The sequence below is a fragment of the Phycisphaerae bacterium genome, assembly GCA_035275405.1.
Taxonomy (GTDB): Bacteria; Planctomycetota; Phycisphaerae; order UBA1845; family UTPLA1; genus DATEMU01.
In genome coordinates, this window is sequence record DATEMU010000001.1 from 181,548 (window position 1) to 205,223 (window position 23,676).

General features: G+C 61.0%; 17 protein-coding genes and 1 tRNA gene. 8 read left to right on the forward strand and 10 right to left on the reverse strand.

Going from position 1 to position 23,676, the window contains the following annotated elements; genetic code table 11:
* Positions 1–32 precede the first annotated feature (32 nt).
* A tRNA-Ser gene (locus VJZ71_00730) sits at positions 33–121 on the forward strand.
* Positions 122–676: 555 nt separating this feature from the next.
* On the opposite strand, the gene VJZ71_00735 is transcribed toward VJZ71_00730, so the two are convergent.
* From VJZ71_00735 to VJZ71_00780, 10 genes are all read right to left on the reverse strand, one after another.
* Positions 677–1,723, reverse strand: a complete 1,047-nt coding sequence (locus tag VJZ71_00735; GenBank protein HKQ46576.1) for a radical SAM protein — start codon at positions 1,721–1,723, stop codon at positions 677–679.
* 8 nt (positions 1,724–1,731) lie between these two features.
* Positions 1,732–3,246, reverse strand: a complete 1,515-nt coding sequence (locus tag VJZ71_00740; GenBank protein ID HKQ46577.1) for an alginate export family protein — start codon at positions 3,244–3,246, stop codon at positions 1,732–1,734.
* Positions 3,247–3,260: 14 nt separating this feature from the next.
* The gene (locus VJZ71_00745; protein ID HKQ46578.1) at positions 3,261–3,419 is read right to left on the reverse strand and encodes a hypothetical protein; all 159 of its coding nucleotides are present in this window, start codon (positions 3,417–3,419) and stop codon (positions 3,261–3,263) included.
* A 30-nt stretch (positions 3,420–3,449) separates the two neighbouring features.
* Positions 3,450–4,388, reverse strand: a complete 939-nt coding sequence (locus tag VJZ71_00750; GenBank protein ID HKQ46579.1) for a hypothetical protein — start codon at positions 4,386–4,388, stop codon at positions 3,450–3,452.
* A gap of 4 nt (positions 4,389–4,392) precedes the next feature.
* Positions 4,393–5,223, reverse strand: coding sequence for a molecular chaperone TorD family protein (locus VJZ71_00755; protein HKQ46580.1), 831 nt, complete (start codon positions 5,221–5,223; stop codon positions 4,393–4,395).
* Positions 5,189–6,466: a 4Fe-4S dicluster domain-containing protein gene (locus VJZ71_00760; GenBank protein ID HKQ46581.1), complete on the reverse strand. Its 1,278-nt coding sequence runs from the start codon at positions 6,464–6,466 to the stop codon at positions 5,189–5,191. The genes VJZ71_00755 and VJZ71_00760 overlap by 35 nt, the downstream gene beginning before the upstream one ends.
* Positions 6,467–6,475: 9 nt before the next feature.
* On the reverse strand, positions 6,476–6,796 hold the full coding sequence (locus VJZ71_00765; protein HKQ46582.1) for a hypothetical protein: 321 nt from the start codon (positions 6,794–6,796) through the stop codon (positions 6,476–6,478).
* A 49-nt stretch (positions 6,797–6,845) separates the two neighbouring features.
* The gene (locus VJZ71_00770; protein HKQ46583.1) at positions 6,846–10,355 is read right to left on the reverse strand and encodes a molybdopterin-dependent oxidoreductase; all 3,510 of its coding nucleotides are present in this window, start codon (positions 10,353–10,355) and stop codon (positions 6,846–6,848) included.
* A gap of 51 nt (positions 10,356–10,406) precedes the next feature.
* The gene (locus VJZ71_00775) at positions 10,407–12,143 is read right to left on the reverse strand and encodes an ethylbenzene dehydrogenase-related protein (GenBank protein HKQ46584.1); all 1,737 of its coding nucleotides are present in this window, start codon (positions 12,141–12,143) and stop codon (positions 10,407–10,409) included.
* Positions 12,144–12,349: 206 nt separating this feature from the next.
* Positions 12,350–12,772, reverse strand: coding sequence for an Rrf2 family transcriptional regulator (locus VJZ71_00780; GenBank protein ID HKQ46585.1), 423 nt, complete (start codon positions 12,770–12,772; stop codon positions 12,350–12,352).
* A gap of 321 nt (positions 12,773–13,093) precedes the next feature.
* Here VJZ71_00780 and VJZ71_00785 point away from each other — a divergent pair, with 321 nt between their 5' ends.
* The 7 genes from VJZ71_00785 to VJZ71_00815 all read left to right on the forward strand — a co-directional run bounded on the left by VJZ71_00785 (position 13,094) and on the right by VJZ71_00815 (position 23,612).
* Entirely contained in the window at positions 13,094–15,022 is a 1,929-nt protein-coding gene (locus tag VJZ71_00785) for a tetratricopeptide repeat protein (protein ID HKQ46586.1), read from the forward strand.
* A gap of 31 nt (positions 15,023–15,053) precedes the next feature.
* Positions 15,054–16,457, forward strand: coding sequence for a tyrosine phenol-lyase (locus tag VJZ71_00790; protein ID HKQ46587.1), 1,404 nt, complete (start codon positions 15,054–15,056; stop codon positions 16,455–16,457).
* Between the two features lie 83 nt (positions 16,458–16,540).
* Positions 16,541–17,053 carry a ubiquinol-cytochrome c reductase iron-sulfur subunit gene (locus VJZ71_00795; GenBank protein ID HKQ46588.1) on the forward strand — a complete coding sequence of 171 codons (513 nt, stop codon included), beginning with the start codon at positions 16,541–16,543 and terminating at the stop codon, positions 17,051–17,053.
* Positions 17,043–18,515: a cytochrome b N-terminal domain-containing protein gene (locus tag VJZ71_00800; protein HKQ46589.1), complete on the forward strand. Its 1,473-nt coding sequence runs from the start codon at positions 17,043–17,045 to the stop codon at positions 18,513–18,515. Before VJZ71_00795 ends, VJZ71_00800 begins: the two co-directional genes overlap by 11 nt.
* Positions 18,516–18,539: 24 nt before the next feature.
* Positions 18,540–20,153, forward strand: a complete 1,614-nt coding sequence (locus VJZ71_00805; GenBank protein ID HKQ46590.1) for a multiheme c-type cytochrome — start codon at positions 18,540–18,542, stop codon at positions 20,151–20,153.
* A 9-nt stretch (positions 20,154–20,162) separates the two neighbouring features.
* Positions 20,163–21,533 carry a tryptophanase gene (locus VJZ71_00810; GenBank protein ID HKQ46591.1) on the forward strand — a complete coding sequence of 457 codons (1,371 nt, stop codon included), beginning with the start codon at positions 20,163–20,165 and terminating at the stop codon, positions 21,531–21,533.
* Positions 21,534–21,767: 234 nt separating this feature from the next.
* Positions 21,768–23,612, forward strand: coding sequence for a hypothetical protein (locus VJZ71_00815; protein HKQ46592.1), 1,845 nt, complete (start codon positions 21,768–21,770; stop codon positions 23,610–23,612).
* Positions 23,613–23,676: the final 64 nt, after the last annotated feature.

Below are 23,676 nucleotides of genomic sequence, written 5' to 3' on the forward strand. Positions count from 1 at the left end.
CCATTGCGATGTTCCGTCGCGAGATGAGCTGTGGAGAGGTGGCTGAGTGGCTTAAAGCAACGGTTTGCTAAATCGTCGTACGGGTAACACTGTACCGGGGGTTCGAATCCCCCCCTCTCCGATTCATCGCGGGCGGTTTGTGCAAGTGCTGATGACCATGGCGTTTGCGCAGGCTGTTTCTCCTTGGCACAGTCGAGTGTGCCAGGATTGTGTCATTTTGGCCTCCCGACGCTACAAACCGCCGCTTTGTCCTTGATTCCTTACTTGCGTTTGATGCGATTTCCGTCGTCTTCTTGCCAACCGTCTTATTCAACATGTTCATCGCTTGGTTCCGCCCGTGCGGCGGCTCCTGTGTTAATTACGCGGCCGGCGTGTCATGGGCGACGCTGCCCGTTTCTCCGTCCGCAAAGGTCAACTCCGTCATATGTCTCTGCGATTCGCGATCACTTAGGTGGTGGTAGATGTCGATAATAGAACTGTCGCGGAACCGAAACTTGAGAGGCTCGATCACGTCCCGCACGAAGGCTAACCCAGGCGATCTACCTGTTCTGTCGACTGAGTAAACACGCTAGTGTTGTTATGCCCAGCCACGGGCACTACGTTGGGGCGTCATCCTATCCTATCACAAAGCACAAAAAGCAGACTGGCGACAGAATCGGGCTCAGCGCCCGTGCATCTAGCCGCCCAATGAGACCATGGCCGTATCCTGTCGCAACGGGCCGGCTTGCTTCTTACCGTTGACGACGTCGCAAACAAGAGACATTGCTCGGCGCGCCTGAAATGCGCCGCTTCGCCAACACGATGACAAATCGACGTGGCGAGAATCCAACAGGCAAGGGAACAACTTTCCGTCGGCGGTTACTCGGATACGTCTACACTGGCTGCAGAACGATTCGCTGAGCGGGGCGATGATGCCGATGATGCCTTCACCAAACTCGCTCACGGCAGTGAACCGGGCGGCGGTTTCACCAGCCTGACGGGGCAACGGCCGCAGTTCAAAGTCCGCGCCGAGTCTCTTTTTGATCTCGCTGCCCAAGAGACAATGTGCGCGGTTGAAATTCGCCGCCGGCCCGATGGGCATGGCTTCGAGGAAGCGGATTTCGAATCCCCGGCGAAAGGCCCACTGGGCGAGACGGGCTAGTTCGTCGTCATTAACACCGCGAAGCGCGACCACGTTGATCTTCGGCGCCGGGAATCCTTCGGCCACGGCGGATTCGAGACCTTCGAGAACGGGCCGCAATTCGCCACCCGTCAAATTGCGGTAACGTTCGGGAGCCAAGGTGTCGAGCGAGACATTCAACCGGTCGAGCCCCGCGCGGTGGAGGACACGGGCAGTTTGTGCCAGGCGTTGCCCATTGGTTGTCATGGCGATTTCCAGGTTGGGTGCCGCGCTGCGAATCGCCGACAACAAAGGAGCGAGCGTAGGGTGCAAGAGCGGCTCACCGCCGGTAATCCGCAATTGCTTCAATCCGTGGGCTTCATAAAGCAGTCGCACCAAATCGACCCGCTGAGCATCTGATAGCGCGCGGGCGAGCGCGGAGTACCCCGCTTTGCCGGCCGGCCGGCAATAGGCACACCGCAAATCGCACGCGCCCGTTACCGACAAGCGCAGGTGATCGATGACTCGACCGCAGCCGTCGATGAGTGGACCGGCGGGGGACTCTTCCGCGTCGGCGGTCGCGACGATCGCCTCTTCCACGGACATCACGGGTAGCGCGATCATGGTGGTCATCAGAACTTGAACTGGTATTGCAAATAGAGAAAGTCCGCGTCGCGGGAGAACCCCGAACTGTTGATGAAGTTGCTCGGCCAGAAGTGCGACCAGCCGAAAAGGAAGGAAGAATGGACGTCGACCTGCCAGTTCACCGTGAGGTCGAGTTCGTCGCCCACGTCATTGCCTGACGATCCGGTCGCATTACGCCGGATTGGCACCCCTCCCGCGTTGTACAGGGCGTCCAGGTTCGAATCGAGCCAAAAGTGGTAGTAAAACGCCTTGACGGTCACATCTTTGAAGGGCTTGAATGAGAAATTGACGTTGGGGGCGATGATGTTCTGCCGCCCGACGAGATCGATGTAGCCCAAAAAGGCGTGACCGGTGGGGAAAAGCTGGTGAAACGTGTCGTGGCTGTTGTCGCGCGGCGTGTCGTCGCCGGTCGCGTAATCGAAGCCGAGCCCCGCGCGCGGCGTCATGGGCACATCCTTGAAGGTGTAGCCGCCCTCGCTGCCTACCATCCATGCGTGCACCTCATCGCCATCCCATTTGCCAAACTGACCCGCACCCTCGACGTCAGAATCGAAGCCGCAACTCGCTCCTCCGAATCTCCCGCCGAGGGTGTAGATATTCAAATCGCCCATCCGGTTGTTGGCGTTGGTAAGGAACCCGTCATCGTTGAGACCGAAAAAGTACAGGTCCACGACGTGGTCGGCGATTCCCTTGTAGCTCGCGTAGGTACCGTAGAACTGCTGCTCTTCCCGCCAATGATCGATCTTGTGGTTCATGCCCTCGTTGATGTGCGTGTTCCAGGGGTTGGAAAACGGCTTGGTCGCGAACACGACCGGCTTGGCCCAGAAGAAGTCGATGTCGAGCTTTGAGCTGGTGTAAAAGAGCTTGGCGCCGTCGAACCGCCGCCCCTCGTTCATCCAATCCAATGCGCCGACGAGTCGTTCCTTTCCGTAGCTCAGTTTCTGACGGCCGGCGCGCAGCGTCAGCGGCGTCTGTTCGCCAAGTATGCGCAGGTCCGCAAACAACTGTTCAAAGTCGAATGTGTTCTCCATCCCCGGGACCTGCGGCAGGTCGCGGTCGGCGACGCGAGCGTCGATCCCCTCGAAGAAAACTCGAAAGAGGTCGCGATAGCGCAGGTCTGCGTGCAACAGGTGGCGATAAAGAAGGTACGTGTCTTGCGTGGGATGGCGGAACCCGAAATTGAGGTTCGTCTGCGACTCCATTCGATACCGCGCCTCGCCGCCCAGCCGGAGCGTCCAGTCGGGACCGAGGTGGATGCGCTTGATCGGATCGAAGAAATCGGGCTTGTAGCTGCCGGGCGGTCCGTCAAGGTAAGAAAAATCCTCGTTGTAGCGCAGGGCGAGGTACTTCGGCCCGGGCAACGCCGCCGGAGCGGTTGTCGTCGGCTTTACTGTCTCTGCCGGATGACTCGTCGGGACTGGAGCGGAGTTCTGTGCCGTTGCTCGATTGGCAAGAACGCAGAAGCCCGTCAGCGCGGCAAATAGACGAACACAGATCGACATAGGAGCCCGACCCATTACATTCCGGTGCCGAACAGGCTCTCAAGGAATGGCGAAATGACGTTGGTCACAAACGAGCCGAAGAGCGATACAAAGACTCCACTCAGGATGGTCCCAATGGTGTTGATAATTACCGCCGTGAATTGATCGCCAAAGCTGTCAACAAATGGGGGCATGTCCGTTCCTTTCTATTTTCTATCTCACCCTTAGACTGCCACCGGGACGCATCCGGCAGTCTCTATCGAATACACTTCCGCACATCGGCCGCAAAGCCCGTCCTCCGGGCGCCAGCCGGGCAAGTTTTCGCGAACGACATTGTCAATCTGCTCAAGTTGTGACGCGGACGCCCAATCAAATGTCTTGAACTTACAGGCCGGACACGGATCGCCGGGCAGGATCGCACGCCGATGAGGGCTTGCGCCGTCGTTCTCCGCTACGCCCGTCCAAGTGGCGCGCGTCCAGGCGAGTAATTCCTGATGCGTGGGCCGGCCGGCGGCGAACTTCGTCCAGAAATGGTCGAAAACTTCATCCGCCGCCTGCGAATCGCAGATGCCCCAGGCCAGCGCGAACTCCCTTTGCCGCTGGGTCTTCAGAAGCCGGGCGGTAGGATTGGACTGCGCGAGTCGGGCATCAATACTGAGGGCCCAGAGCAACGCGTAACGATCGCGCCCGAGGTTGCGGGCGGCCAAACTGGAACCGGATGGCCGCGCGGCCACATCGTATTCAAAACCAGGATCGAGCATGTCATCGATGTGCAGTAACTCGTGGCGCGCCCAATAGGCGAAGGCCGCGTCGTCAAGCAGCGTCGCCGCGGCGACGGTCAAGACCACGGAATAAGTTCCGGGCTTCCCGAACAACTCCGCCGACTGCCCGCCGCGCCCTCCGGCCGGGGTGATTACGACGCGCGATACTTCACGAGTGATGAACCTGAACTCATTGACGATATCGTTTATGCGTCGGTGGAAGCCGAGTTGCTCAAACCAGCGCTCGTGAAATTGGCGGAAGACGGCGTCGCGCGCTTCGCCCTCCGGCTCATTGTGGCAGCGGGCGAATTCGCGGTGATAGGCCCGCGATTGTGCGGCGTCGCCGCGGACCGCCTCGAACACGACGCGCTCGACCAGATCGGGCTGAATGACAAGTAACATCGGTCTACCTTTCCGCCATCGCCGCGGCAAGCGTCGGGCCGAGTTCGACCGTTCCCTCGCCGGGCGCGCCACACGTGATCGTGCTGTCCTCTTCGCTGATCGGCCGCAATTCGATCCAGCGCGCCCCCATCGGAACGGCCAGTGCCGCGCACCATTCACTGAGAACGCGATCGGCGATGTTGGCCGCCGCCAGAAAGAAGGGTGGCGGCTCGGCGCGACGAATCCTCTCGAAAAAGGCCGGCATCCACGTCGCCGCATGGTCCTTCAGAAACGAGCGCTGTGCCGAATGACAACTCGCCGCGTCCTCCAGTCGGCCGTCGGCAAGCGCCTGCGCCTCCCGCAGCGCAAGGACGAAGAGAAACTCCCATTGCGCAACCACGTGATCGGGGCGTTCGGCGATCAGCCCGGCCGTCTCGAATCCGAACGCGGCATAAAACCCGGAAATATCCGCGAGCCGCTGGCTTTGCTGAAAGACCTCCGCCTGACCGTACTCCAATTCATAGGGGGGGCAGGCCGAGCGAACGGTGTGGCCGAGCAACCGATTGCGTGCGTCGAGGATGTGGTCGAAGGGCGGTCGATCGGCAAAGAGTGGCCGGAGGTTGGCCTCGTCGATTGACAATACACCGGCCGCCAACGAGAGTTCGCGATGGAGCGCCTCGTCCCCGAGCCGCTCAAACACGCCGACGTCATCGACTCCAAAAAGCTCCGCGAGGAAACGGGCGCATCGCGCCCGCGCCAGGCACTGCACGGAGTATTCAGTGCGTGTGTCTTCGTGAGCGGGGCGTGACGCCGCTTCGGACTCAGATTGAGTTGGCATGTTTGTCGGGTCGGACATGGACCGGCTCCTCCACCTGCGTCCGGAAGATCTCGCGATTCTTTCGGTCGAAGGCGATGATGGTGTCGTTGAACATCTCGAACTTCTTGCCGTCGCGCGTCGTCTCATACACCTTCGGCCCTTCCTTCATTTCATACCGCGCGATGATGCGGTTCGAGCGCCGGAAGAGCTGCAACACGGCCAGGAGTTCGCGATCGGGATAGCGATAGCGCTCGACGGCCTGCTGCACGCAGGGTCCGAACATCTGTTCGAGGTACTTCGTGGGCACCCAGCGGGGCGGGATGTAATAGCCGTTGGGCTCTGTGCCGAATTGCGGGTAGAGCGGCAGGGCCACTTTAGCAACGTGAATCAAGTAGAACAGCGGATTGTGCCGGTCTTCGACCCACACATTGTCGGGATCGACCTTGACGAGTCCCTGCATGCGGACCTGACCGATGCATGCCGCCATACAGCGCGTTTCCATCGGCACGCCGTCAGACTCCGGGTCGGTCCCTTCGATGCGGGGATAGCAGGCGATGCACTTCTCACTCGTCCGCGTCGTGCCGCGGTACATCGACTTTTTGTACGGACAGGCCTCGACGCATTTGCGATAACCGCGGCATTCCTTCTGGTCGATCAGGACAATGCCGTCCTCCGGCCGCTTGTAGATCGCGTTGCGCGGGCACGCCGCCAGACACGCGGGATACGAACAGTGGTTGCAAAGACGGGCGAGGTAATAGAACCACGCCTTGTGCTTCTTGTCGCCGGTCGCATCCTCGCCGCTGCCGAAGTCCATCGGGCGCGTCCGGCCGCCCGTGGGTGTGTCTTCGTGGATGTTGGGCGCTGTCCATTCCTCCTCCGTGGGGAGATAACCCAGAACGAGATTGGGTTGGCCGTTTCGGGCGATCACCTCCGGCGATTCGAAGATGTTCTTGCCCTTGAGTTCGCCATAGGGTCGGCGGCGGTCATCATTCGGCGCACCGTCCCACGACATCCCGTTGGGATTGGCCTGGCTGAGCAGGTCCAGGATCTTGACGTCCCAGTGCTGGGGATATCCGCCGTAGGGCTTCGTCTCGACATTGGTCCACCACATGTTCTCCTGGCCTTTGGAGAACGTCCACGTGCTTTTGCAGGCCATGGTGCAGGTCTGGCACCCGATGCAGCGGTTAATGTTGATGACGAAGGCGAACTGCTCCTTTGGCGCCGCCGGGGCGTAGGGATAATTCATCGCTCGACCGAGTTGCCAGTTATAGACAGCAGGCATGGCGCACTCCTAGGGTTGAAGGACTGGCAGGCTCATGCCGGCGGCCGTCTGATCTACGGCCAGCCGCCTCGCCCGCGGACCCCACAGTCCAAATTGCTCTTCAATCATCGAATGGATCACGCCGCGGCCCAGATGATGTAAGGCCATGGTCGGTCCGGCAAAATCGCCGTTCGTAAACAGTTCCAGGATCGTCTCGGCGCTGTGTCCCAGCCGCACATATTCCTCGATGAAGCACAACGCCATCTCCCTCATCGTCGACGGATCGTCCGTCTCGATCTCGACGCCATTCAGCGTCATCGGGTCCGTCTCGTCCGGGTCGTTGTAAGGCATGATTCGTCTTCCTGCGGCGCTCACGCCGCGCTTTACGCACTCGTCCGATTCAAAACTCTTCGATCACCGGCTGATCGGTCGCCCCGTCGCCGCCGACGAATCCGCCGGCGAGATAACGCTTCATCACATCGCTCTCCCCGGCGGGCGACATCCCCGTCGTCGCCGGCAGCCAGATGCCCTTACCGCCCAGACCGCCGTCCTCCGCCTTGGTCACGCGAACGAGCGTCTCCTTGGGCACGGTGTTGATGGCGTGGTTGTCCGCCTCGCCGCCGAAGATGAAGCCCATGAACACCTTGGCCTTGTGGAACAGGGTGTCCGTCTGGTGCATGGGCATGTGCCAGTTGCGCGTCAGGCTCTGTTGTGACCCGTAGCGCAGGTTCGCCTGGTAGCCGTCATCCGAAAGGGCCCGGCCGTCGGGCCGCGTTTCGTGGGCCTTGACGCTCTTCTCCGTCGCGATGTAGGGCGAGTGCTTGATCATGATCGTGTTGTACGGATAGGCCGGATTAAAGACGGCCCGAAGCATGAGCCGCGCGACCTTGTAGAACGGATCGTCGGGCTTCGCGCCGATGTAGGGCCGATCCGCCGGATTGGCGTCGACATAGACATAGTCGCCGTTGTTGACGCCCAAGTCGCGCGCCGCCTGCGGGTTGATGTGCATCTGCTGCTCGCCGACATAGGGCGAACGCTTGTCCATGCGGTGCGGGTCGCCGAAGCTGCTATCGTAGATCATGTGCCAGTCGACGTTGCTCCATGTCGAGTGCACGCGATGCCGCGTTTTTGGCGTCAGGCAGAAGAACTTGAAGCCGCGCCCCCAGAGGAAGTTCTGCGTCTGCCGGACCTGTTTCCATGGCATCTTGATGTTGCGGACGGTCCGCTGGTCCCAATGCTCGGCGTCGGGCGAGATGCCGTAGTCGTTGGGCCGCACGTAGGGATTGCTCGACACGATCACGTTCGGCAGGTAGGGCGTGGCCTCCGCGCCTTCGCGGTGGACGATGAAGTTTTCGCCGTATTCGATCGCCTCGGGGACGTCGCTGTAGGAATTGAGCCGGCCGGTATCGGTGTAGAACGGCTCGTCGCAGTTGATCTGCTCCCAGAAGGGAATCCGCGGGTAGGTGCGGAAGAGCATTAGCGCCGAGCCCGGCGGGCCGTATTTGCCGGCCATGATGTCGTCCAGCTTGTACCCGCAGGTCGTCGTGCACGTATCCAGCAGTCGCTGAATGTAGATGCCGCGTTTGCCCTCGTGCTCGAACTTGAAGTAATCGTAGAACTTCTGCTTCCACGCCCCGCCGAGTTCCTCGCCCACGGCCTTGGCGATGTTCGCCAGGATCCAGAGGTCGTCCCGCGTATCGAAAACGGGCTTGATCCCTCCCTTCCAGATTTGCAGAAATGGATTCGAGCACGACGCCGTCACTTCCAGATCCTGAAACTCCACCCAACTGTTGGCCGGCAGTCCGAAGTCGGAGTATTGCACCGACGACGTCATCACGATGTCCTGCGCGATGATCATCTCGATGTTCGGGTTGACGTTCTTGAACATCTCGTAGGCGTGCTTGGCGTTGTTGAACAGATTGACGTTCGTGAAGTGCAGGGCCTTGGTCGGCGTCGGCATGTGGGTCTGACCGGTAAATATCTTCCGGCCCGCCTTGGGCGTATCCACGATCAGCGGTCGGTCGCCGTGGTTCCAATAGGCCGGTTCTTCGTCCTTTGTGTAGCCGTGCGCGTGGATCTCCTTGCCGTGCGCCTTCTCGTCGAGGTTCGCCTCGAACGGGTCCTCTGCGACCCAGCCCTTGAAGCCCGGGCCGGTGATGGCGCTGCCCTGGAATAGCGCGGCCTTGTAGTTACCTGCCCAGCCGTGAACGCCAGCGCCCTTTTTTCCAATGTTGCCGGTCAGCAGCATCGGCAACAGCGCCGAGCGATTGGCCTCCGTCGCATGGAACCAGTGGTTGATGCCCTCGCCCTGATGAATCGCCACGGGGCCGCCGCTCTTCGTGGTTTCCCAGATGTCTTTCGCGAGTTGCTCGATCTGCTCTTTCGGCGAGTGCGTGATCTCCGCGACACTGTCGAGGTCGTAGTCCTTGAGGTGTATGCGATACATCGACCAAAGCGTCATGACCTCGACCGACGACCCGTCGACCAGCTTGATCGTCCACTTGCCGTCCAGCGCGGGGTCGATGCCCTTGGCGGTGAGTCGTTTCCCGACGTCGTCGCGCGTGATCGCGGCCGGCTTGCCCGACTTGGCGTCCCACACGACGCGATCGCCAATCTTCTCGTATTGATCCGGCTTAAGACCCTGAATCTTCATGCTGGCCCCGTCGGCCTTCAGTGCGCCCTTGTAACCGGGGAAGACCTCGTCCGCGCGGAGCCGCTTAAGCGTGTCGGTCCGAACGAGCAGCGGGAAGTCCGTGAATTCTTTCACAAATTTTTCGTCAAACCAACTATTGTCGATCATCAAGCGCGTGACACCGAGCCACAGCGCCGCATCCGTCGCCGGACGAATCGGGATCCAGTAGTCCGCCTTCGTGCTCGGCGCTCCGTACTCCGGGGCAATGACGACGATCCGACCGCCGCGTTCCATGCACTCGATGAACCAGTGCGAGTCGGGCAGCTTGTTCTCCACCAGGTTCTTGCCATCCATGATGATGAGCTTGCTGAAGCGCAGGTCGTTGAAATCGCAGTCGGAGTTTTGCAGACCGTGCACCCAGGGCTGCCCCGGCGTCTGGTCGCCGTGCCAGGTGTAATTGCTCCAGTTGCGGCCTGCCCGGGCCTTGTCGGGACCGACGTTGCGGATAGCGGCATCGAGCATGGCCATCGAATTGTTCAGCCGGTACATGCCGTACTTGCCAATCACGCCGAGCAGGCCCATGCCGCCGCGCATCTTGAGCGTCCGCGTCCCCGCGCCGCCCATCTCCGCGATCATCTCCTCGGGGTAGCTCTGCGCGCGAAGCAGCTTCGCGCCAGCGTCGCCGCTGTAACGCTTGGCGATCGCAAGGTACCCCTTCGCGATGTACTTCAGCGCGCTGTCCCAGTCGATCCGCAGTTGAACATCCGTCCCCCGGCTGTCGAACTTATAATTGGTCTTGTTCTCCGCCGTCAGCTCCGGGAAGCCATCATCGGCCCATTGCTTCCAGCCTTTGCGAATAATCGGGTGCTTCAGGCGGTAGGGCCCGTAGAGGAGGCGATGAAACGTGTACCCCTTCGCACACTGCCGCGGGTTCCAGTTCGCCGTCGCTTTGTTGCCGTACAGATCGCTGTAGTTCTCGTAGTCGTACTGCGTACCCATCCGAACGATGATGCCGTTACGCGTGTACGCCTTGACGCGGCAGGCGTGCGTATCGTTCGGCGAGCAGACCCAACTGAACGAACCGTCGTAGGCATATTGATCGCGGTAGATCTTTTCCCAGTCGCGGGCCGGATAGCCGCCCAGTGGATTGCCTACGTCCGGTCGCGCCGCGAGGGCCTTGAGCGACCATGTCAGCACACTGCTGCCGCCGATGGCCGTCAGGCAGCCCGCCTGGATAAGTTCCCGTCGAGATAGACCTGCGTTTTTGGGGTTCGACATGGTGTCGCTCCAGTATGAGGCCGGCCGCATTCGATGGGCCGGCGCAGTTCGTTACTCAATGACCATCTTCTGCCAGATGCTGATGTTCTTCTTTCCGTCGCGATCGCCGGCCTTTCCATCCCAGATGGCAAACGACACCGGCAGATAGTCGCCGGAGGAGAACGCCCGTTCGTCCGCGTTGTTCGCGGAGTGCTCGTGATCGCACGGTAGTTCCAGCGTTCGCTGCATCTGCACCATCCATACGCCGCGCTCGTAAACGGCCTGTCCCTGGACCATCTGGACGTTGGCCGGCTTACCGGACAGCGTCCCCGGCCCTCGCGCCACCAGGCACTCCACCGGCGTCTTCAACGTCGGATCCGCTACGAGATTGCCCGCGCCCCACGCGCTGATGAACTCCGGGTTGTGCTCGGTCACCTTGCCGTGCGGCCAATCCACCGACGACATGTCCTTCGCGCGAATCGGGCACTCGCCATACATGTCCGCCGCGCGTTGCGGGAACGCGGCGTCGACGTCCTGATATCCCTCGGCGATGTTCTTCTGCCGATCCGCCTTCCACATCCAGATGTTCACGCCGCCGTGATCGGTCTTGTCGCCCATGTAAAAAGGCGGATCGCTGGACAACGAAAACTGGATCGCCACGGCATCGCGGAATTCCTCCACCTTGACGGCTCGATCGTCCTGCGTCGCATCGAGCCACGTCATTCGCAGCGCGAGTTCCTCGCCATTGTGCAGGGCCTGCACCACCAATCCCTCCACGCGCTCGTCCGTCCACCACAGCGGCGTCATGCCAACATAGAGCGGTCGGGCCTGGCCCCAGCCCGAATCCTTGGGGCCCACGGGCAACGGGCCGCTGACTTTGGAAGCCGTGAATGTGCCCTGATGGAGCTGCGCACGATCTTGCGAACCCTCGCGAGCCAACGATTGGACGTAGTGGATCAGGTCCCACACCTCGTCGTCGGTATAGGTCCCTTCCGACGCGGGCATCGGCGTTCCGGGCATGCCTTTCATGATGCGACAATAAAGATCGGGCCCGTCCATGCCACCCTTGAAAATCCCGTTGACGAATGATCGCGGTGGATCGGGAAATCCTTCCTCATCAAACTTCACCGCCTCGGGCAGCGGATGGCCGTCGGGACCGTGACAGGACGCGCACGCCTCCAGATATACGCGCCGCCCGTTGAACCATCGCAAATCGTCCGACTTCGGCTCGGGCGGCACGACGATTGCCGGACCTGGATGCGTCCGCTCGGCAAGCAGTTCCGGAACTTCCGCCGACTTGAATGTGCCGTCCTTGACGCCGAGTTCCAACTCGGCCTTCACGGCCGCTTCGCGGATGGAGCGGAGATAGGCAACCAGCGCCTTCAGGTCTGCCACGGGTAAGTGGCCCCACGGCGGCATCGCCGAACCGGGCATCCCGCGGATGATGGTGCGTTCCAGGTCGGCATCCGAAGGGACCTGATTCTGCGTCGTGACGAGTTTGAACTTGCCCTTGAGGAAATTGCGCGGCCGGGGGTTCATCAGATACGCGAACGGTCCCGCGCCGTCGCCCGTTTCACCGTGGCAAATGACGCACTGTCGGGCAAAGAGCAGGCGGCCTCGCGCCACGAGCGGGTCGCCGGTCGGCTCGGCAACGTCGTGCCGTTGAGCGGGCGCCGCGTGATCTTGTCCGGGCTCGGCGGGAGTCGTTGGGCGCGGCGAGGCGGCCTGCGCGCTTGGCCCGTCAGCCCAGCGCGGCGGACCCTGAACGAGTTGGGCGCCGCAGGCGAGGAAGATTGCAACAACGGCCACGATCCACAGCGTCGGCAGAATCCTCGCGCGCCAAGCTGCGGCGACCCGCGCCTGGGGCTTCGCCGAAGGCCGCGCTTCTCGTCGTGTCAAACGGCTTGGGCAGTCGGTTGGGGTTGATTGAGACATTGGGTCACACCTCGTGGCAGGCAGGCATTTATCTATTTATAGATCGTCTTATAGAGAATTACGGCAAAAAAAGCAAGTCTTCAGGCCCCCCTCCGTTTTTTGGAACCGATCAGGCCCTCCAGGCCTACGTGGTCGAGGGTCGTCTGTTCCAGCATTCGCCGATACGCAACGGAAATCGGCTTCCAATACTCGTGAAAGCCGCACGGTTGGTCGTCGTTACAGCGCGGCTGACCGAAGGGGCACTTCGACCGATCCAGGACGTCGTCAAACGGCGCCAACACGTCAAGAAGCTTGATTCTGCTGGCTGGTTTGGCCAGCTTGAACCCCCCGCCAACGCCCCGGGCGGACTCCAAAAGCCCCTCGCGAACCGCATCTCGCAGAATCCGAGACAGGTAATGAGACGGCACCCCGGTTTTCAGGGCGATCTCCCGCGCCAAGACCGGCCGGCCCGCCTCCTGCGCGGCCACATAGACCATTGCACGCAGGGCATATTGGGCGGTCATGGAGAGCATAATTTACCTATTGACTAAATAGTCAATATATAGATTATCTTCCCTTGCCGTCTCCGTCAAGAGGGTTTTTGCGAGATTCTTTCTTGAAACGTCGCGGAGGCCAGAAAGTGTCCCGTTTTCGAGCGCGGGGCGTTGCCTTAAGGCTTGATCATCGCACCCCCTGAATGTCCGGTTCGAACTCGCGCTTGCTCCGGCGGGGGAGTTTCCATTATAATGATAACTGGATATATAAATCAATATTCGTCCGATTCTTACGGAATCGGCAGGGGTATCGCACCAAAGAAACAAAAAGGCCCGCAGAGGACGACTCGATTGAGAAAGGCGCCGAGAGATCACGTTGGCCCCCGCGCCGCCGGCCGGCTCAAGTCCGCCGACGCCCGACAAAGCGCGCGGAGCACGGACCGCGCCCCGGTTGGCCCCGGCCGGCCTGATCGTTACAGCCGATGGCGCGCCGCCTCTCTCGCCACTGTCTATCTCCTCATGACGGCGCACGTTGTCCACTGGAAGCTCGCCGGTCGCACTCTCGCCCCCCTTGAACTCAACGAAGTGATGTACACCCTCGAACTCGGCATCCTCACCGCCGGCTTCATCTTCATGGCCCTCGCCGTCCTCGCCACGCTCCTCTTCGGGAGATTTTTCTGCTCCTGGGGTTGTCACATTCTCGCACTCGAAGACCTCTGCGCGTGGCTGCTGGCGAAGCTGCACATTCGCCCTCTACCCATCCGCTCCCGACTGCTCGCCTTTGTTCCACTTGGGGCAATGCTCTACATGTTCGCGTGGCCGCAAGTTTCGCGCGTCCTGGCCGGTCGGCCCTTGCCGGAATTGAAAATCTACTCCGACGCGCAGGGCTGGGCCTCGTTCCTGACCACGGACTTCTGGCGAAATCTGCCCAGCCCCTGGATCACCGCCCTGACTTTCTTTGTCTGCGGTTTCCTGATGGTCTATGTCCTCGGGTCGCGTGCCTTCTGCACCTATGGCTGCCCCTATGGCGTTCTCTTCGGCCTCGCCGACCGATTCGCCCCGGGGCGAATCGTCGCCAAAGGCGACTGTGCCCAATGCGGGATCTGCACCGCCACGTGCCAATCCCATGTTCGCGTCCATGAAGAGGCCCAGCTCTACGGAAGAGTGATCAATCCCGCGTGTCTAAAAGACCTCGATTGCGTAGCCGTTTGTCCGAACGGGAATCTCGCGTACGGCTTGGCCAAGCCTTCCATTCTTTCGTTCTGGTCAAGGGTCAAGCTTTCTGCAAAACCCTACGACCTTACGCTCGCCGAGGACCTGCTCGTGGCGGCGATCTTTCTGGCCGCACTGTTCATCTTCCGCGGGCTGTACGACGCGATCCCCTTCCTGATGACGCTCGCCATTGGCGGAATCCTCGGTTACGTCGCCGTCCTGGCGATTCGTTTGACGCGGCGTACTCACGTGCGTCTCAACAACTTTCACCTGAAAATCGCCGGTCACCTCACTCGAAGCGGTTGGCTGTTTATCATTTTGGCCTGCTCCTTAGCCCTGTTTGCGACCCACAGCGCCGTGATTCGATATCATGAGTTTTTCGGGCACCGCGGATTTGATGCCGTGCAAGCCGCCATCGCCACGGGACAGATCGCGCCACGAGCGGTTGTCGACGATTCGATCCGACACTTGCAAATGTGTGACCAATGGGGGTTGTTTCGGCCGGATCGGCTGGCCCCGCGGCTGGCGTCGCTTCACCTGACCGCCGAACAACCCGCGCTGGCGGCGCCGTATATCCGCCGCGCCCTTTCGCCCCCCTCCGTGAACTCATTGCCGACCAATGAGCAGGCCCGGCTCAACGCCGCCATGGGGGAGTTCCTCATCGAAGGCGGTGATCTGGCCAACGCCATTCGCTACTTGCAGCAAGCCTGCGCCCTGGCGCCGGCGAGCGCGTCGCCCCATTACAACCTGGCGATTGCCCTGGCCGCGTCGGGCCGGTCAGACGATGCCATCGAGTCCTATCGTCGCACCATCGCCATCGACCCGCGAGAGGCCGAGGCGCACAACAACCTCGGCCTCCTGTTGGCCCAGCGCGGGCAGTTTGCCGAAGCGGAGGTAACGCTTCGCAAGGCTATTGAACTAAAGGCCGACTTTTCACACCCGCATTTCAACCTCGGCCGCGTGCTGGAGGCTTTGGGCCGACCGGCCGAAGCGCTTGATCATTACCGCGCCGCTGCACGCCTGGACGCGACCTATGCCGAGATTCTTGCGCACAGATTAAAGTCCTGACCAGGCAACCCCTGCCACGAAGGAAACCACGATGACCAAACGATCCTGGGCGGAACCCTACAAGATCAAGATGGTCGAGCGCTTGCGAATGACGACACGCGACGAGCGCGAGCGGGCCATCGCCGAGGCGGGATTCAACACGTTCCTCCTCCGCAGCGAAGACGTCTACATCGATCTTCTCACAGATTCGGGAACCTCGGCGATGAGCGACCGCCAATGGGCCGGCCTGATGCTCGGCGATGAGGCCTATGCCGGCTCATCCAATTTCTACCGTTTGGAAGAGACGGTACGGGAGTTCTATGGTCATCGTCATGTCATTCCCACACATCAGGGCCGCGGCGCCGAGCATATTCTCAGCCGCCTGCTCATCAAGGAAGGCGATGTGATCCCCGGCAACATGTATTTCACGACGACCAAGCTGCATCAGGAACTTGCCGGGGGCCGGTTTGTCGACGTCGTCTGCGATGCGGCGCACGATCCCGAGAGTGACCTTCCTTTCAAGGGCAACATCGACCTGCTGAAGCTGGACCGGCTGATCAACGAAGTTGGCCCGCGGCGAATTCCCTATCTTTCCGTGGCGACCAATGTCAACATGGCCGGCGGCCAGCCCATCAGTCTCTCTAACCTCCGTGAAACCGCTGCCCTGTGCCATCGCCACGGCATCAAGGTGATTCACGACGCCACACGGGCCGTGGAGAATTGTTATTTCATCAAGCTGCGCGAGGCGGGATTCGCCGACAAGAGCCTCGCCGAAATCCTCCGCGAGATATGTTTCCATACCGACGGTTGCACGATCTCTGCGAAAAAGGATTGTCTTGTCAACATAGGCGGGATCCTCGCGGTCAATGACGATGAACTGGCCGACGCGGCCCGGAACATGGTCGTGGTCTATGAGGGCCTGCACACCTACGGCGGCCTGGCCGGTCGCGACATGGAAGCGATGTCCATCGGCATCCGCGAATCCGTGGAGTACGACCACATGCGCGCCCGCATCGGCCAGGTGGAGTACCTTGGCCGGATGTTGTTGGAGGCCGGCGTCCCGATGGTCCGTCCCATCGGCGGACACGGCGTCTTTCTGAATGCCCTGAAGTTCCTGCCGCACATCCCCCGCGAACAATTCCCCGCACAGGCCCTGGCCGCGGCGCTGTACGTCGATTCCGGGGTCCGCGCGATGGAACGCGGGGCCGTCTCTGCCGGACGCGATACCCGCACGGGTCAAAACGTCTACCCGCCGTTGGAACTCGTGCGGTTGACCATTCCTCGGCGCGTTTATACCCAAGCCCACATGGACGTGACCGCCGAGTCCGTAATCGAACTTTTTGAACACCGGGACCGCATTGTCGGACTCAGATTTACCTTTGAGCCCAAACATCTGCGGTTTTTCCAGGCGCGGTTCGCGCCCGTCGGCGGTGAGAGAGTGGTACGCGGCCCGTAGTCTAAGGCGACACTGGACAACTGTTGTTGTTCGACTCTACTCTGCGACCGTACCGTCCTGGTCGCCGCAGCGAGGATGCACACATGAAAGACCACCGAAGGATGCCGCAAGAGCCTCACTCTCGTCGCACGTTCGCTACATGGGTATTGATGTTTGCCGGGCTGATCGCGGGTTACGGGGCCGGCGCACTGCACTTTTTCCAATATCTCGTCCCGCTTCGCCACGAACGCCGTCGCCGGGAGATGTTCATTGGGACGCTCGACTCGCTTCCCGTCGGTTCGACGCGGACGGTTCAGGATCCCCGCGGACAGGGCATCATCATTGCCCGTACGTCCAGCAACCCTGACGACCCGAAAAGGGACTTTCGCGCCCTGTCCACGAAATGCCCGCACCTGGGGTGCAAAGTCCATTGGGAGGAGGGCCAGGGCCGATTTCGATGTCCGTGCCACGAAGGCATCTTCGACAAGGACGGCAAGGCCGTCTCCGGGCCGCCCGCACAGGAGGGAAAAAACCTCCTGGAATACGAAATTCGCGTGGATCGAAAAACGGGATGGGTCTATGTAATGGTGGCCCAGGAGATGCCCTATGGCGCGTGAACCCGCGGGCCGTGAACAACACGTCCGCGCAGCGGGCGGCCGTCTCTGGCAATTGCTCCCTGTCGATTGGGGCAAGGTCCAGGAAGTCACCAACGAGCCGGTTCCCGGTCATATCAAACGCTGGTGGTTCGCTCTCGGCGGAACGCCCGCGTATCTGTTTTTCATCCAGATCACAACCGGCATCCTTCTTTCGTTTTACTACGTTCCGTCGTCCGACCATGCCTACGACAGCGTCGCCGCGATCACACACACGGTTCCGTTTGGATGGTTCATCCGCAGCATCCACAAATGGGCGGCCAACCTGATGATCATCACAGTTCTGCTGCACATGTGCCGCGTGTTTTTCTCGTGCGCGTTCCGCCATCCGAGGCAGTTCAACTGGGTCATCGGCTGCGGCCTGCTCTTATGTACGCTGTCGCTCGGCTTCACGGGTTATTCGTTAATCCAGGAGCAGCTCAGCTACTGGGGCATCACGGTAGCCTCCGAACTGGTTTCCAATGTCCCGCTGATCGGCCCGACGCTCGCCACCTTCATGCGCGGCGGAGAGGACATCGGCCCCAACACGCTGACGCGAATGTTCAATCTCCACGTCGGGATACTCCCGGTTGTGACCATCATCCTCATCGGCCTGCACATTGCGGTCCTCCGCCTCCACGGCGTTTCGGAGTTGTCGTTCACCCATTCGCGCCTCTGGCCGATGGACGAGGTGCGGCGCGCGGGACGACTTCCGGGCGTGCATTTAATGGCCCTAGTGGCGGCCGTCGGCGCGCTGGCGTGCCTTTACGTCGGGGCTTTTCGCGCCGGGCCTCTGACCATCGTGGCTTATGAACTAAGCCTGCAAAGCGCCCGACTGCTTTGGATGATCGGAGGCGTCTTGTTGGCCGTCGCTTCCGTCTTGCTCGCCCGCGGTCACATGTACGGCCTGCTTCTCTGGTTGGCCATCAGTATCCTCGCCATCGCCAAGCTCATTTTCGATCTCACGCATAAGGAAGCGGCAAACGTTGCGGGGTGGGTGGCCATGGCCGTCGTTCTGGCGGTCACCGCCATTTATGGCATCGCCCGCCACGACCGATTCAGGGAGGGCAAGGACCCGGATAAGCCGTTCAACTTTTTCCCCGACCATATCATCACCGAGCTTCTCATCGGCACACTGCTGCTCTTTTTGTTGACACTGATGACGCTCGTCTTCCCCGCCGAGCTGGGCGAGAAGGCCAACCCCCTGGTCACGCCCGATCACATCAAGCCCGAGTGGTATTTTTACTTCCAGTTTCGCGCCTTAAAACTCACCGGGCTCAATACGGCCGTCGTCCTGAGCGGCGCGCTCCTCTTGATGATCGTCCTGTGGCCGTGGATCGACGCCCTGCTGGAGCGGATCGCCCCCAAAAAGGACATCGGCATTTACATCGGAATCGTGGCCTTTCTGACATTTCTTACGTTCACCGTGTGGGAAGCCATGATGTGAACAACACCGAATGAGGATTCCTCCATGTCACTTGATTTCAAGCGGATCATCGTCTTTGTTTTGGGTGTAGCGCTATGCGCCGCGCTGATTATGGTCGCCGAGACCGAGTCGCGCCGCCATCAGTCACCCCAAAAGATGCCCATCTCCACCGTCCTCGCCCTGACGCCCGAGGCCAGCCGCAACTGCGTCGATTGCCACGCCAACTCGTCGCCGGCCATCATCGAACACTGGAAGGGCAGTACCCATGCGCAGAAAGGCGTGGGCTGCGTCGAGTGCCACACGGCCGACAAGGGCGATGCCGATGGCTTTGATCACTACGGCGTGCACATCGCTACCGTCGTGTCGCCGCGCGATTGTGCGCGATGCCATGTGAAAGAATCCGAGGAATTCGCCCGCAGCCACCATTCCAAGGGCGGAAACATCCTGTCCTCGCTGGATAACATCCTGGCGGAGAACGCCGAGGGAATGCGGGGCTTCTTCAATCCCCATTCGCCCACGCCGGGGATGGAAGTCACGCAGGTCAACGGCATGGCCAGCGCCAACCTCGGATGCCGTCAATGTCACGGCGGAAAGGTCGGCCTGATGACCAAGGATGGAGGAATGGTCACCGTCGATGACCTCAAGCCCGGTTCCGACGGCAAGCCGACCAACACAGCGGTGCTGGCGAACCTGGTGCGCAACGACGAGGGCCGCCCCCGCTATCACCCCTCCACCTGGCCAAACACCGGCATCGGTCGCATCAATCTCGACGGCTCTTTGGGGTCTTGCTCCGCCTGCCATAGCCGCCACGACTTTTCGCCGCGCCGCGCGCGGCAACCCGAAAGTTGCGGAAAATGCCACATGGGACCGGACCATCCGCAAAAGGAAATCTACGAGGAATCCAAGCACGGCATTGCCTTCCGCGACTTGAAGGACCAGATGAACCTGGATTCCGAATCGTGGATCCTCGGCAAGGATTATGCCGCAGCCCCGACCTGCGCGACCTGCCACATGTCCGGCAACACCAAGAATGGCGGCCGCATCACTCACGATCCCGGCGAGCGGATTTCCTGGACGAATCGCCCGCCAATCAGTCTGGTCATGGACGTCGACAAGGACCACAAGATCGTGACCGAGACCGACATGACCAAGCGTCCCTTGTTGATTGCGGACACCGCCGAACAGAAACGCAATCGCATGAAGGACGTTTGCCTGCACTGCCATACGCCCGACTACGTGAACGGCTTTTACAAACAGTACGATGACCTCGTCGTGCTCTACAACGAGAAATTTGCCAAGGCGGGCAAGAAGATCATGACCGCGTTTTACGATCAGGGGCTGCTCACCAAACTGGATTTCGACGAAGAGATCGAGTGGACGTGGTATTTGCTTTGGCACCACGAAGGCCGGCGGGCGCGGATGGGCGCCTCCATGATGGGACCGGATTACACGCACTGGCACGGTATGTTCGAAGTGGCCGAACGCTTCTATCAGGAGTTTATCCCCCAGGCCCAACATCTGGTTTCGGAAGCCCTGGCGGCCGGCAAGAGAAAAGAAGCGGAGGCGACGAACGCCGTCATCCGCGAGGTTCTCAGCCGCCCCGAACATCAATGGAAGGCCTATTCGGACCCCTTTACCGCCAAGCGAACAACGGATTAGGAACAGGGCGTGAAGACCATCATCGAGCCCTTCCGTATCAAGTCGGTCGAGCCGATCCGGATGACCACGTGCGATGAGCGCGAACAAATCCTTCGCGAAGCCGGGTTCAACCTCTTCTTAATTCGCGCCGACGACGTCATCATTGATTTACTCACTGACAGCGGCACCGGCGCGATGTCCGCGGAACAGTGGGCGGGAATGATGCGTGGCGATGAGTCCTACGCCGGCGCGAGGAGCTTCTACCGCTTTCAGGAGCGAATCCAGGAGCTGACCGGCTTTCAGCATATCCTGCCGACCCATCAGGGCCGGGCCAGCGAGCGGATCCTTTTCGAACTCGTCGGCGGCCCCGGCAAGATCGTCCCCAATAACGCCCACTTCGACACGACGCGGGCGAATATCGAACACTCCGGCGCGCAGGCGATTGATCTGCCGATCCCCGAGGCCCGCGAACCGGCCAATCGCTACCCATTCAAAGGCAATATGGATGTTGGCGCACTGGAGCGGCTGATCGCGGATGTCGGTCGCGACCGGATTCCGCTCGTCATGGTCACAGTTACCAACAATAGCGGCGGCGGTCAGCCCGTGAGCATGGAAAACCTCCGCGCCGTCCGTGCCGTCTGCGACCGGTACAAGTTGCCGCTCTTTCTCGACGCCTGCCGCTTCGCGGAAAACGCCTACATGATCAAGCGCCGGGAGAAGGCCTGGGCCGATCGCTCGGTTCGCGAGATCGTCCATGAGATGTTTGCCTTGGCCGATGGCGCGACGATCAGCGCCAAGAAGGACGGCTTGGTCAACATCGGCGGTCTGCTGCTCCTGCGAAACGAAGAACTTCTGCACCGGGCCAGCAACTTGCTGATTCTCACTGAAGGTTTCATCACCTACGGCGGCCTGGCCGGTCGCGATCTCGAGGCGATGGCTCAGGGCTTTGAGGAGGTCGTGCACGAGGACTATCTCGCCTATCGGATCCGCAGCGTCGAATACCTCGGCGAAAAGCTGATTGCCGCGGGCGTCCCCATCGTCGAGCCGCCCGGCGGACACGCGATCTACATCGATGCCGCGCGGATGTGTCCGCACATCCCCGCGCACCAATTTCCCGGACAGGCGGTCGTCTGCGGCCTGTACCGAACGGGCGGCATTCGTTCCGTGGAGATTGGCTCCGTCATGTTCGGGCGCTCGCCGTCGCAAACGGAAGGGCGGCCACGCTTGGAACTGGTCCGCCTCGCGATACCGCGGCGAGTTTATACGCAGAGCCACATTGACTACGTCGTGGAGGCGTGCGTTGAACTGTTCGGCCATTGCGGCGAGCTGCGGGGGCTGCACATGGTGTACGAGCCGCCCGTCCTCCGGCACTTCACGGCTCGGTTCGAGGAACGCGGATGACCAACGTCGCTTTGCCTGATACCGGGTATCGCGTTCCTAGGCGATCCCTCGTCACGGCGGCAATCAGCACCACCCCCCATTAATCGCACTGCAGGTCTTGACACCGAACCATCGCGGGCGGTATGATTCTTGATAACTAGATCAACAAATATTGTTATCGGTTGGTGAGGCGTGGCCAGGCCCCCGATTAGATGTGGTCTCCGCACCTCACCTCAATTGCAGGAGTCGCTTAGCATGCCGGGCAACCCAACCCTCCAAACGCCCCGTTTTCGTGGCGCGCTTTGGTTTGTCGTACTCGGCGCCGCGACGCTGGCCGGCGCGGCCGTGATTCCCATGACGCTCGAGGACTTTCACCTCTCGGGCACCCAGCCCGGCGGCGTGCCGATCGGAAACTTCTTTGATTCCGACAATTGCTCCGACTGTCACGGGTATTTCGAACCGGCGAGCGAACCCTGGTTCGCCTGGAAAGGCAGCCTCATGGGCAACGCCGGACGCGACCCGCTCTTTTATGCCCAGCTCGCGACGGCGAATCAGGACGTCACCAACGTCGGTTACTATTGTCTCCGCTGTCACGTGCCCATGTCCTTCGTCACCGGCCACGCCTACCAGGCCGACGGCAGCACGCTCGACGACATGGACCGCGATGGCGTGTCGTGCCACTTCTGCCACTCCATGGTGGACCCCATTTACAAGCCCGGGATCAGCCCGATCCAAGATCAGAGCATTCTCGCTTCACTGGCCGATGTGCCGGGCTATTACGGGAACGCCATGTTTGTCCTGGACCCCAACGGTGTGCGCCGCGGGCCCTATGCCGATGCGTTCCCACCGCATCCGCGAATCTACTCGCCCTTCCATACCAGCGGCGATTTCTGCGGGACCTGCCACGATGTCGGCAACGTTGCCACGATTCGTCTGCCGGACGGCACTTATCAATACAACAACATTGACGAGCAGACGCCTGACGAAAACCCGCACTCCCAATTCCCGCTGGAGCGGACGTTCACCGAGTGGAAGCTCAGCGCGTTCGCCAACGGCGGCGTCGACATGGGCGGCCGGTTCGGCGGCACTGGGGCTACCGTCGTGAGCACGTGCCAGGACTGTCATATGCCGCGGACCACGGGCAAGGGCTGCTTCTTCGGGCCGACCCGGAGCGATCTGGCCCAGCATGATTTTGCCGGCGCTTCGGCGTGGGTGTTGGAGATCATCGGCATTCACTATCAGAACGACGGCCACGTGGACCAGGACGCGTTGATTGCCGGGCGGGATAAGGCCGTTGACATGCTCGAACGCGCCGCCTCGGTGGAGACCGAGCAGATCTGCGGGGCGCTACGCGTCCGCGTCATCAACGAATCCGGTCACAAACTCCCGACGGGGCACATCGAGGGCCGGCGAGTCTGGCTCAACGTGAAGTTCTACGATGCCGCAGACGCCTTGTTGCACGAATACGGCCACTACGACGCCGCCGAGGCGCACCTGGATGAGGAATCGACGCGCATCTATGAGATGAAGATCGGCCTGAGCCCGCAGGCGGCGCAGCTGACCGGTCATCCCGCGGGAGAGACGACGCACATGAGCCTGGCGGACATCATCGTGAAGGATTCGCGCATTCCGCCTCGGGGCTTCAATAACGCGGCGTTCAACGCGGGCGGCGCGCCGGTCGTGGCAACGAGCTACGCCGACGGCCAATATTGGGACGACGCTTACTTCGCCGTGCCTTCGGGCGCGGCAAGCGCGGAGGTGACCGTCAACTACCAGACCGTCACACGCCATTACATCGAAGCGTTGCGCGACGGAAACGTCACCAACCAATGGGGAGTCATCCTGCACAACCTCTGGCTTCAGACCGACAAGGGGCCGCCGATCCCGATGACAGCCGCCCAGCCAGCCATCGGCTCATTCGTGGCGGGCGATCTGGATTGTGATGACGATGCGGACTTGGAAGACGTCAACCTGATCGTTGAAGTTCTCCTCGGGTTGGATTCCGATCCGCGGCGCGCCGTTGCTGCAGACCTGAATCGCGACGGACAGACCAACGGCAACGACCTCGCATGGATGATCACGGCCATTTTAGGAGTCTAAAATCGTTCACTTCCCATTCCTGAACCGGCGCGAACGGCCGAGAGAGTTGGAGAATCCTCCGTTC

What these genes read in the sequence shown, in the direction of transcription:
- VJZ71_00760 (HKQ46581.1), bottom strand. Translation starts at nt 6,466, where the DNA reads ATGCCTGCTGTCTATAACTGGCAACTCGGTCGAGCGATGAATTATCCC.
- VJZ71_00735 (HKQ46576.1), bottom strand. Translation starts at nt 1,723, where the DNA reads ATGATCGCGCTACCCGTGATGTCCGTGGAAGAGGCGATCGTCGCGACC.
- VJZ71_00740 (HKQ46577.1), bottom strand. Translation starts at nt 3,246, where the DNA reads ATGTCGATCTGTGTTCGTCTATTTGCCGCGCTGACGGGCTTCTGCGTT.
- VJZ71_00750 (HKQ46579.1), bottom strand. Translation starts at nt 4,388, where the DNA reads ATGTTACTTGTCATTCAGCCCGATCTGGTCGAGCGCGTCGTGTTCGAG.
- VJZ71_00765 (HKQ46582.1), bottom strand. Translation starts at nt 6,796, where the DNA reads ATGCCTTACAACGACCCGGACGAGACGGACCCGATGACGCTGAATGGC.
- VJZ71_00795 (HKQ46588.1), top strand. Translation starts at nt 16,541, where the DNA reads ATGAAAGACCACCGAAGGATGCCGCAAGAGCCTCACTCTCGTCGCACG.
- VJZ71_00790 (HKQ46587.1), top strand. Translation starts at nt 15,054, where the DNA reads ATGACCAAACGATCCTGGGCGGAACCCTACAAGATCAAGATGGTCGAG.
- VJZ71_00745 (HKQ46578.1), bottom strand. Translation starts at nt 3,419, where the DNA reads ATGCCCCCATTTGTTGACAGCTTTGGCGATCAATTCACGGCGGTAATT.
- VJZ71_00770 (HKQ46583.1), bottom strand. Translation starts at nt 10,355, where the DNA reads ATGTCGAACCCCAAAAACGCAGGTCTATCTCGACGGGAACTTATCCAG.
- VJZ71_00780 (HKQ46585.1), bottom strand. Translation starts at nt 12,772, where the DNA reads ATGACCGCCCAATATGCCCTGCGTGCAATGGTCTATGTGGCCGCGCAG.
- VJZ71_00805 (HKQ46590.1), top strand. Translation starts at nt 18,540, where the DNA reads ATGTCACTTGATTTCAAGCGGATCATCGTCTTTGTTTTGGGTGTAGCG.
- VJZ71_00755 (HKQ46580.1), bottom strand. Translation starts at nt 5,223, where the DNA reads ATGTCCGACCCGACAAACATGCCAACTCAATCTGAGTCCGAAGCGGCG.
- VJZ71_00800 (HKQ46589.1), top strand. Translation starts at nt 17,043, where the DNA reads ATGGCGCGTGAACCCGCGGGCCGTGAACAACACGTCCGCGCAGCGGGC.
- VJZ71_00815 (HKQ46592.1), top strand. Translation starts at nt 21,768, where the DNA reads ATGCCGGGCAACCCAACCCTCCAAACGCCCCGTTTTCGTGGCGCGCTT.